This is a genomic window from Pseudoalteromonas sp. UBA2102 (genome assembly GCF_002331165.1).
Lineage (GTDB): Bacteria > Pseudomonadota > Gammaproteobacteria > Enterobacterales > Alteromonadaceae > Pseudoalteromonas > Pseudoalteromonas atlantica.
In genome coordinates this window covers 39,175-49,453 of the sequence record NZ_DCYU01000043.1, presented here as the reverse complement: position 1 = coordinate 49,453, position 10,279 = coordinate 39,175, and the positions used below count along the sequence as shown (strand labels likewise).

The 10,279-nt window shown below is 39.6% G+C and carries 8 protein-coding genes; 6 read left to right on the top strand and 2 right to left on the bottom strand.

What is annotated here, in order from left to right; all coding sequences use genetic code 11:
• Nucleotides 1-431 precede the first annotated feature (431 nt).
• The 4 genes from B2R65_RS05360 to B2R65_RS05345 all read left to right on the top strand — a co-directional run bounded on the left by B2R65_RS05360 (nucleotide 432) and on the right by B2R65_RS05345 (nucleotide 6,780).
• On the top strand, nucleotides 432-3,575 hold the full coding sequence (locus tag B2R65_RS05360; RefSeq protein WP_286741482.1) for a DEAD/DEAH box helicase: 3,144 nt from the start codon (nucleotides 432-434) through the stop codon (nucleotides 3,573-3,575).
• Nucleotides 3,576-4,356: 781 nt separating this feature from the next.
• On the top strand, nucleotides 4,357-5,823 hold the full coding sequence (locus tag B2R65_RS05355) for a DNA recombination protein RmuC (RefSeq protein WP_286741480.1): 1,467 nt from the start codon (nucleotides 4,357-4,359) through the stop codon (nucleotides 5,821-5,823).
• Between the two features lie 43 nt (nucleotides 5,824-5,866).
• Nucleotides 5,867-6,418 (top strand): GNAT family N-acetyltransferase, encoded by a 552-nt coding sequence (locus tag B2R65_RS05350; RefSeq protein ID WP_286741478.1) that lies wholly within the window; start codon nucleotides 5,867-5,869, stop codon nucleotides 6,416-6,418.
• A complete protein-coding gene (locus tag B2R65_RS05345) occupies nucleotides 6,418-6,780 on the top strand; it encodes a DUF7674 family protein (RefSeq protein ID WP_286741476.1) in 363 nt (120 codons plus the stop codon). The genes B2R65_RS05350 and B2R65_RS05345 overlap by 1 nt, the downstream gene beginning before the upstream one ends.
• 34 nt (nucleotides 6,781-6,814) lie before the next feature.
• Here the strand turns inward: B2R65_RS05345 and B2R65_RS05340 are convergent, their stop codons facing one another.
• Nucleotides 6,815-7,219 carry a MerR family transcriptional regulator gene (locus B2R65_RS05340; protein ID WP_121638572.1) on the bottom strand — a complete coding sequence of 135 codons (405 nt, stop codon included), beginning with the start codon at nucleotides 7,217-7,219 and terminating at the stop codon, nucleotides 6,815-6,817.
• Between the two features lie 86 nt (nucleotides 7,220-7,305).
• Here B2R65_RS05340 and B2R65_RS05335 point away from each other — a divergent pair, with 86 nt between their 5' ends.
• Nucleotides 7,306-8,556, top strand: a complete 1,251-nt coding sequence (locus B2R65_RS05335; RefSeq protein ID WP_286741474.1) for an NADH:flavin oxidoreductase/NADH oxidase family protein — start codon at nucleotides 7,306-7,308, stop codon at nucleotides 8,554-8,556.
• A gap of 26 nt (nucleotides 8,557-8,582) precedes the next feature.
• Here B2R65_RS05335 and cuyB read toward each other — a convergent pair whose 3' ends face one another.
• A complete protein-coding gene (gene cuyB, locus B2R65_RS05330) occupies nucleotides 8,583-9,308 on the bottom strand; it encodes a cysteate racemase (RefSeq protein WP_055254238.1) in 726 nt (241 codons plus the stop codon).
• 111 nt (nucleotides 9,309-9,419) lie between these two features.
• Between cuyB and B2R65_RS05325 the strand changes: the two genes are divergently transcribed.
• Nucleotides 9,420-10,279 (top strand): LysR family transcriptional regulator (locus B2R65_RS05325; protein ID WP_286741472.1); only part of this gene is annotated, 860 nt, incomplete at its 3' end.

Sequence of the window (10,279 nt, the reverse complement as noted above, 5' to 3'; positions counted from 1 at the left end):
TATTACTTAGTAAAATAGTGATCTTAAAAGCCTGTTAGGTTAGTTAAATTCTGATCTAATGGGCTTTTCACTTAGTAAAATCCTGATCTTTTTTGCTATTTATAACCCATAAATCCCTCATTTTTGCTCTAAAGATCGCATTTTTACTAACTGAATTTAGTTTTTACGACTATTTGATGCTGGATCTGAATTTGTTAGTAAAAAACTGATCTGTAAAGCCCCTGCGTTGTTAATAAATTGTTTGTAACATGTGTGTTTGCTGTTTACCTATTATAACTTTGGTATATAAAGTGCCATAAAGTACGTATAAACCGATTTTTTACTAACCTAGCAGCTCCAACCAGTTTATATAACGTTAATATTGCTTTTGCTGTGCGCAGTTAAAGAATATACTGGCAGAATTATTTTAAAAATTTAATACTTAGAGTGACATGTCTGCTAACTTATCAAAAAATGATTTACTGGCTATTTTTGAAGAAATAAAAAATGAGCAGGCAACCTTGTTCCCTCTTTCTGAGCGCTTTATAAAAAAGCTGTTTAGGCCCAACGTGCTCGATAAAGGCAAAGAGTATTATAAAAACGGCCAAATTAGTTGGTTAGAGCACAGCAGTGATTTTGCTGTTATTGATTCAACGGTACAAGGCGACACCGGATCAGCATTTAACCAACGCATTGAGATCAGTAAAGTACCTACTGGTTACTCTGTTGATACGCATTGTACCTGTAATGCTAAAACCAAATGTAGGCACTTAGCCGCTGTATTATTTAAACTTAAAATAGAGCACTCAGGTGAATACGGAGAAGACTACTTTATTAACGATTGGTTTAGTGAATTAACAGCACTTAAAAGTGTTGATGCTAAAGCTCCTTCGCAAGTTCTTTTATTTGTATTAGACATTGAAAACAATAAAGTATTTTTGACGCCAAAAATTGCCAATTACGACAAAAAAAATAATTATACGCTTGGGCGCAATTTAACTGAGCAACAATTAAATAGCTTTGTAACGCCAAACGATTTGCTCGAAAGTGACTTTAGACTCTTTAGTTGGATTCGCTCGCAAAATGCAGTGGGTAATTTAGAGCTAAAAGGTCAATGGGGCCTTAGCGCTCTACAACAATTAATTGCCACCGACCGTTTATTTTTACAACGCTCTCGTGTTGCTATTAAAGCGCAAACTGGGCAATCGCTTAACTTTAATTGGCAGCAACAAAACGAGTTATCGCAATTAATTATTGAGCTTGAACACAGTAAAAATTGGGCATTGATAAAAACCACGCCGCCCGCTTATTTAGACCTCGATCACTTTAAAGTAGGCCGGATTAGAACACAGCTTAGCGCCGACGAAATAGCACATTTACAATCAATTCCCGCACTTCACGATGCTAATTTTGATCGCATTTATAAACAACTTGCCGACAATTTTGGCGCCGGTGTTATTCCGCATCCTAATAACGAACAAGTCAATGTTAAGCAACTTGGTAATGCTGTTTTAAAAGCCACTATGGATGAGCAAGGGCTTAAAGTTTCGCTATTATTTAAATATAAAAATAAAAATTATTTAGCGGGAACAGCACCCCCGAGTTTAATAAATAGTGCATTTGAAAACACAGTAACAAATGAGTTAGTAAATTTAGGTTTTGAGTTTTGTAAAGGGGGTTTACAAAGTGAGTTTATATTTAATAAACAATCACCTATACATTTACATTGGCTTGTTTACGAAGTATTCCCTGGCTTTAAAAAGCGTGGCTGGCAGGTAACTCAAACTAAAGTAAATGTAGCCGACCCCCAAGGGCACGTTACACTCGATGTAAACCGTGCTGCAGGTCACCAAATGCATTGTAAAGTGCAATTAAGCGATGCCAAAGCCGCTGTACTTTTTAATACCGATGATGCCACGTATCAATCGTTAAATCGTCAAAGTGAGCTGTTTTATTACTACCCTGTTGGGCGTCAATTTGGTGTTATTAGTAAAGCCGCCATTAATTTACTGACCGAATTTAAACAACGCTTTGAATTTGTAAAAACACGCGATGAATTTAATATCCCGCTTTCTTATTTACCTGAGCTGGTAAAGCATACCGCAGTTACTATAGACCTTCATGATGACTCTCTTGAGCGTTATCTTGATGAGTTAAACAACACCGAGCAGGCAATGCCAGTGGTGCCCTTACACGGTTTAAATGACTCGGTAACACTACGTGAATACCAGCAACAAGGCGTTGATTGGCTTAGCTTTTTAAAGCGCCACCAATTAGGCGGCATACTTGCTGATGACATGGGGCTTGGCAAAACGCTACAAGTTATCGCCTTTTTAGCCAGCAGTTTTAATCGCCCGCAAGCGGGCCCTACCCTTATAGTGTGCCCTACAAGTTTGGTAAGTAATTGGCAAAACGAAATCACCAAATTTGCTAAAAGTCTTAAAGTAACCACTATTTTTGGCTCACAACGTAATGAGCCTTTACAACATTTAGCGCAAGCGCAATGTATTTTAACTACTTACCCATTATTAAAGCGTGATATTGCTTATTACTCGCCACTTTATTTTGAAAATATTATTTTAGATGAAGCGCAATATATTAAAAACGATACTGCACAAGTCTCGCGCTTAGTTAAGCGTTTAAATGCCGACTTTAAGTTATGTTTAAGCGGCACGCCAATCGAAAATAATTTGTTTGAGCTTAAATCGTTACTCGACTTTGCAATGCCTTCATTACTTGGCTCGCAAGCGCACTTTAAACAGCACTTTCAAACACCTATTGAGCGCGAAGCCGATTCAGAGCGAGCTGAGCAACTAAAAGCGCTTATTATGCCGTTTATATTACGCCGCACAAAAGCGCAGGTAGCTCAAGAGCTGCCACAAAAAACAGAGCTGTTAAAAGAGTTTGAGTTTGAACCTAAGCAAAAAGATATGTACCAAGGTATTACGCGCGCCCTAGAAGAAAAGCTCATCGACTTATTTGCTGAGCAAGGCGCACAAAAAAGTAAGCTCGCATTTTTAGAAGCGCTACTAAAGCTAAGGCAAATTTGTTGTCATCCAAAATTAATTGAGCCAGAAACACAAGCAGGTTCAGCAAAATTAGAATGGCTAACTACGCATTTGCCGTTAATGCTAAGCCTTGGTCGTAAAGTGATTATTTTTAGTCAATTTACCTCTGCGCTCGATTTAATTGCAGAGCGTTTAAACGATATAAATATCAAATTTAGTATGCTAACTGGGCAAACGCGTCATCGCGACAAAGTTATTGACGAGTTTACCAGTGGCAAAACCTCGGTGTTTTTAATCAGTTTAAAAGCAGGCGGTACTGGGCTTAACTTAACTCAAGCCGATACCGTTATTCACTTTGATCCATGGTGGAACCCTGCTGTTGAAAAACAAGCCACCGATCGTGCTTATCGCATTGGCCAAACAAATCCTGTGTTTGTTTATAAATTAATTATGAGTAATTCAATAGAGCAAAAGGTATTTAAAATGCAGCAAGATAAGCAAGCGCTTGTTGATGCATTATTTACCGATAAATCAATGAGCTTTACTTCGTTTGATGAGCAGCAAATGTTATCACTTATAAAAAGCTAATTTTTTTACTTAGCATGTGAACTAATTTAACCAAACGGCGTCTATTATATTGCTTGTTGAATAATTGCAGTTATCACAAGCTTCATGTTGATTTCCCCTGATTGGTTACTAAATTTAGTAATGATTGAGCCAGCCCTTTTAGCTGGCTTTTTTTATGCCTGTAATTAACACCTTAAATTGCATTTTTTATAAATAGTTTGAACTAAATTTAAAAACACGCGTCTACTATTATGCTTGTTGAATAATTGCAGTTATCACAAGCTTCATGTTGATTTCCCTAATTGGTTACTAAATTTAGTAATGATTGAGCCAGCCCTTTTAGCTGGCTTTTTTTATGCCTGTAATTAACACCTTAAATTACATTTTTTATAAATTGTTTGAACTAAATTTAAAAGGGCGCGTCTACTATTATGCTTGTTGATTAATTGCAGTTAACACAAGCTTCATGTTGATTTACCCCGTTTAATTACTAATTTTAGTAATGATTGAGCCAGCTCCTTTAAAGCTGGCTTTTTTTATGCCCACATTTTAGTTTTTATAATTATTTATATTTTTATGTGAACTTAATTTAATGAGTGGCGTCTACTATTACGCTTGTTGATTAATTGCAGTTATCAGCAAGCTTCATGTTGATTTCCCTGATTGGTTACTAAATTTAGTAATGATTGAGCCAGCCCTTTTAGCTGGCTTTTTTTATGCCTTTAGTAAATGTTACGCCCTCTACCCCCCACTACCTTTATTCGTTATGATGGCATGTCTCTAAATTTTATAAGTTTATTTTATGTTTACTCAGCTATTAACGCATATAGATTGGTTAAGTGCCAGCGCAGGGCTTGCAACAGGGCTTGTACTATATGGCCTAGTGTCGCTCCCTTCTCGTAATAAATTAAAACAACACATTAGCGAGCAACAGCAACAGTTATCGTTATTACAAAACCAGTACGACAATAAACAGCTGCAATACACGGCCTTATTTGATGAGCACGAGCTGCTCGAGCAATCACATCAAGAGCAACGCGATGAAGCGCAGCATTTTAAAACTCGCTTTAGCGAGCAAGAAAAACAAAGTGTTCAATACAACCATTTTTGGCGTAAAGCCGAAGGCGAACTTAGTGCCTTGCGAGAGCAATATAACCAGCGCGATATTGAGCTTAATAATATGCGAACTACGCTTGAGCAAAAGCAGCAAAACTTTACCGAGCAGCTTGCACAAATAGAGCAAAGCAAAAATGTGCTTAAAAAAGAGTTTGAAAACCTAGCTAATAAAATTTTAGAAGAAAAATCGCAAAGCTTTAAAACCCTAAATCAAGAAAGCATTGAGCAACTATTAAAGCCAGTTCAAGGGGAGCTAAAAGGCTTTAGAGATAAAATGGAATCGATTCACGTTGAAGACTTAAAACAACGTGCAGCCCTTAAAACTGAGCTACTGCACTTGCAAGCTAAAAGCCAAGCTATTACCGAGCAAGCCGATAAACTTAGTAATGCCTTACAAGGGCAAAAAAAGACCCAAGGTAATTGGGGCGAACTAATGCTCGAAAACGTACTCGACAGCGCAGGCCTGCGTGCGGGTACCGACTACAAACGCGAAGTATCGTTTAATACCGAAGAGGGTCGACTGCGCCCCGACGTAGTGGTGTATTTACCTCAGGGCCGCCACTTAGTGATTGACGCTAAAACATCGCTAAATGCTTATACCCGCTACGTTAATGCCGAAAATGAGCTAGAGGCTAGCCAAGCAATTAAAGAGCATGTAAATGCTGTTACCGCGCGTATTAACGAGCTTGCCAGTAAATCGTACGATCGTCTCCCTGGTATAAATTCGCCTGAAGTAGTTATTATGTTTGTGCCTATAGAATCTGCATTTGTAGAGGCGCTTAAATATCAAAGCGATATTTACCAACAAGCTATCGAAAAAAACATTTTAGTTGCTACACCAACTACTCTGCTTACAAGCCTTAATATTGTTAAACAGCTGTGGCGCTTTGAAGAGCAAACCAAATACTCTAAAGAGCTGGCGAATCGTGCAGAGCGCTTTTACAACAAGCTCAATGGCTTTTTAACGAGTATGGAAGGTGTTGGCAAACAACTAGACCGCGCAAAAGAAAGCTACGATAAAGCCTTTTCACAGCTTTACCGTGGTAAAGGTAACTTAATTAAACAAGCTTCAGAATTTAAAGAGCTAGGTGTATCGGTTCAAAAAGAGTTACCAAACGAAAGCGTAGAAAAAGCCCAATTAGAGCTAGATTAAATTCGATTTATCTCTACTGTTTTATACATTAAAAGGAAGGTTAATGGTTTTTCCCTTACTCAATTCGCAAAGGTTAGCGTTAACCCCTATTAATTATGAGGATAGAGACGCTATTTTTGCTCTTTTTTCAGACCAAGGTGTTACTAAATACTATGATCTGGCGCCCTTTACTCAAGTTTCACAGGCCGATAAGTTAATCGAATTTTTCAATATTCGGTATAAAAATGGTGAAGGGATCCGCTGGGCTATCCGTTTAAAAAATACTGATGAGTTAATAGGTACTTGTGGTTTTAATAGTTGGTCAGTACCAATGAAGCACGCATTTATTGGTTACGACCTTAGTAGCCAGTATTGGGGTAAAGGCTATGCTTTTGAGGCTATTCATATGATTATAAAAGCTGCCTTTGATGGATTGCTAAGTTGCGGTGCTATAAATCGAATACAAGCCGACACAGTACCAGGAAATAACGCATCAGAGGCGCTTTTAATAAAGCTTGGCTTTTGTGAAGAAGGCACAAGGCGACAAAGTGGTTTTTGGAAAGGGCAATTTCACGACCTAAAATGCTTTGGACTTTTAAGCGCGGAGTTCAAGTGATGAAAACTGATGTTGTAATTTATAACTTATTGCACGAAATTACTGCTCAATTCCCTGAAGTTAAAGCGTTGCTGAGCATATATGATAAAGATGAAACCACGTTTAAAATGGAGGCGTTTTCTAAAGCCACAACACACGCTTTTGCTCTTGGCTATGTGGAGCAAGCCCAGCGTTATTTAAGTTTTATGGCTGAAAAGCTAGCAAACACTGAGGCAAAAGTAATTGAATACATAGACGTATATTACGTAGAAACATTATTTTGGGGCGCAAGTTCTCATACTATTGCGGTTGGTTGGCCTCTAATGCCTGGCAGCTTACAAAAGCTTTATATCAATTTTCATGGTAAAGCGCCGCAAAACTAATACAACTAAAGCTCACATGTACTCGCTTACGCCTTTAATACTCCACCTCATTCAATAACTCATTTATTTTTTCATCGCCAATACACTCTCCATTAGACCAACTTGCATTAAGCAGTGTAATTAAATTACCAATACGCTCTGACTTACGCTGTAGCTGCTCAATTAGTGCATTAGCTTCATGTTGTTTTTGAGTGAGGCGCTCAATAATGGCGTTGTGATCTAGCTCCTCATTAGGTTTACGCAGGGAGGGGATTTCTTCAAGCGAAAACCCTAAACTTTGTGCAAACTTAATCATTTTAAGCTGCTCTACACTGGCCTTATCGTATTGCCTATACCCGTTGTTATTTCGCGTGCTGTGTGGCAGCAGCCCTATACTTTCGTAATACCGTATGGTGCTTGCTGCAATACCTGAGTGCTTAGCTAGTTCACCTATTTTCATTATTACCTCTACTATAAAAAGCGGGTTGACCTTAAAGCTGACTTTAAGGTTATAGTGCCTGTAATGTCAATTTATGGTTTATATTTATGTCTGAGTTTGAACAATCTGCTGTATTTACGCCCTTTACCCTACCAAGCGGTTTAACGCTTAAAAACCGAGTAGTAAAAGCCGCTATGGAAGAGAACCTCGCAGAGGCCGACCTAACGCCATCGCAAGTGCTTAAAAATGTATACAACGAATGGGCAAAAGGCGGGTGCGGGTTAATTATTACCGGCAATGTTATGATTGACCACCTTGCAATGACAGGGCCAGGCGGCCTTGCCCTTGAGCAGCAAACCGATATAACGCCTTTTGCAGAACTTGCTCGTTTAGGGCAGCAAAACGATTGTAAAATTGTGATGCAAATAAATCACCCTGGCCGTCAAGTATTTAAAAAAATGGGCGGTAAATCGCTAGGTGCCTCTGATATTGCGCTTAATATGGGTAAGCTCTCTCACTTATTTGCCCAGCCAACAGTTATGGATAAAAGAGAGATTAGTGATGTTATCGCTCGTTTTACCCATACAGCGCAACAGGCCGAAAAAGCAGGTTTTAATGGCGTGCAAATACACGCTGCACATGGCTATTTATTAGCGCAGTTTTTATCTCCACTAACTAATAAGCGTGATGACGAATGGGGCGGTAGCCTTGAGAATCGCGCGCGATTATTACTTGAAATAACACGTAGTATTAAAGCGCAATGCAGCGCCGGTTTTTCGGTATCGGTTAAGTTAAACTCAGCCGATTTTCAGCGCGGCGGCTTTGAGCCGCATGATGCGCAAGCAGTTGTTAATATGCTTAGTGCATTAAAGCTTGATTTTGTAGAGCTTTCAGGCGGCAGTTACGAAGCACCCGCAATGCAAGGAACAACGGGTGATGAACGTACACTTGCACGTGAGGCGTACTTTTTGGAATTTGCCAAAGCTATTAGCGAGCAATCAACCATACCCATTATGACCACCGGTGGCATTAGCCGATTAGATGTGGCAAATAGAGTAATTAGCTCAGGCGTAGCGCTCGTTGGTATGGCCACGGCACTGGCTTATCAGCCTAATTTAGTTAATTGCTGGCAAACACAACCAACGCAAAACCTGCTTATGCCGCGTGTTACCTTTAAAGACAAAACCCTTGCAGGGCTTGCCACTATGGCGCTGGTAAAAAGGCAAATTCGCCGAGTGGGCCAAGGCAAACGCGTTAAAGCAAATGCCTCGGCTATTTTTACTTTAATAAGTGACCAAATACGCGCTGCAAAGCTTACAAAGCGCTATCGAAAACGCTTTGCAAAAGAGCTAAATTAATTAGCTCTAGTTTAAACTGATATTTTCTATGCCACACTTGAAAGCGTTGATTGATGGGCGTTAGCATATGCCCAGTTAACGCACTCTTGCGCTAAAATAGCAATGGTATCTAGGCAGGTGTCTGGCGAGTGTTTGGCTTGTTCATTTAACACAAGCGGTATTTCGGTACAGCCAAACAACACGCAGTCAGCACCTTGAGCAAGCATTAAGTCGTATGCCTTGCTTAACAAGTGGCGACCTTTATTTAAATCGCCCGCTTTTACGGCGGTTATGCCATCCATTATGGCTGCTTGTTGCTGAGTGTTTGGTTCAACAAAATCAATATTGTGCTGCTTAAACGCATTTTGGTAAATGCCCATATTAAGCGTAGCGGTAGTGGCTAAAATACCAACCTTTTGTTTGCCCGTGGTTTTTACTTGTTTTATAACGCTTTTTACAATGCTAATGGTGTGTACATCGGCATTTTTAGTGAGCGCGTCGTACCAGTAATGCGCGGTATTACACGGAATAACAATACAACTTACACCTAAGCTTGTTAGCTCTTTAAAGCCTTTTTTAAGCTCAAAAAATGGGTTTTCATCTTCAAGACCCATTAAAAATTTTGTTCTGTCAGGAATTTGCGGGATATTCCTTATAAACATAGGTATATGCTCTTGATCATTTTTAGCGGGCGATAGCGCAATTACCTGATTCATAAATGAGGCGGTAGCCAAAGGCCCCATTCCGCCTAATACGCCAAGAGTTCTAAGCATGATTGCATTCCAGTTATTGAGTTTATAGGCTTAATTTATAGTGTTTTATTTAGTTTGAATAATGCTATTATTTTACCACCCATGCACAAATTGCATAACTAAGTGGTCGCTATGAATATTGAAAGTAAATGGTTAGAAGATTTTTTAACGCTCTCGCACACAAAAAGCTTTTCGCAAGCGGCAACGCTTAGGCATATTACGCAACCTGCATTTAGTCGGCGTATAAAAGCCCTTGAAGACGCCCTTGGCGCAGCCCTAATCGACCGAGAAAACTTGCCTATTACTCTTACCCCAAGCGGTAAAATATTTCATATAACGGCGCGTAATTTAGTTAACCAAATGAATACCTCGGTTAGCATGCTTGAGGAGTTGTCAGTTCAGCAAAATTATTCTGTAAAGGTAGCGGCCGCACATTCTTTAGCGAGTTTTTTAACCTTACAACTCGCTAACTTTCAATCGCAAGATGAGCGCGACATTGTACTTAATTTAGAGGCTATAGACGTAGATAAAGCCACCGAAGCGCTAGAGCAAGGTGAATGCGACTTACTTATTGCCTTTGATAACGAACGCCTTAAACTGCCGCCGTTTAGTCATCAAAAAATAGGTAATGCTAAGTTGTTACCTGTTAGCGCCTGTGACGAGCAAGGCAAAGCCTTATATAACCTAGAAAGTGCAGCGCCTATACCGCATTTAGCCTACAGTCTCGACTCCTACATGGGCCGGCAGTTAGAGCCTATTATATCGGGCGCTAAGCTTAAAAAGGTGTTTGTTTCATCCATGACTGAGCTTTTAAAAGTGCACGCTGTTGCAGGCAATGGTATTGCCTGGCTGCCCGACTACGTTATATCAAACGAGCTTAAAAATAATACATTGGTAGTTGTAGGGAGTGAGCACCACTGCGTGCCAATAACTTACTATGCGTATAGATATCATGCGGCTTTGCACCCCGGTGGCGAAAGTGTGTGGAATAA

What these genes read in the sequence shown, in the direction of transcription:
- B2R65_RS05360 (WP_286741482.1), top strand. Translation starts at nt 432, where the DNA reads ATGTCTGCTAACTTATCAAAAAATGATTTACTGGCTATTTTTGAAGAA.
- B2R65_RS05355 (WP_286741480.1), top strand. Translation starts at nt 4,357, where the DNA reads ATGTTTACTCAGCTATTAACGCATATAGATTGGTTAAGTGCCAGCGCA.
- B2R65_RS05350 (WP_286741478.1), top strand. Translation starts at nt 5,867, where the DNA reads ATGGTTTTTCCCTTACTCAATTCGCAAAGGTTAGCGTTAACCCCTATT.
- B2R65_RS05345 (WP_286741476.1), top strand. Translation starts at nt 6,418, where the DNA reads ATGAAAACTGATGTTGTAATTTATAACTTATTGCACGAAATTACTGCT.
- B2R65_RS05340 (WP_121638572.1), bottom strand. Translation starts at nt 7,219, where the DNA reads ATGAAAATAGGTGAACTAGCTAAGCACTCAGGTATTGCAGCAAGCACC.
- B2R65_RS05335 (WP_286741474.1), top strand. Translation starts at nt 7,306, where the DNA reads ATGTCTGAGTTTGAACAATCTGCTGTATTTACGCCCTTTACCCTACCA.
- cuyB (WP_055254238.1), bottom strand. Translation starts at nt 9,308, where the DNA reads ATGCTTAGAACTCTTGGCGTATTAGGCGGAATGGGGCCTTTGGCTACC.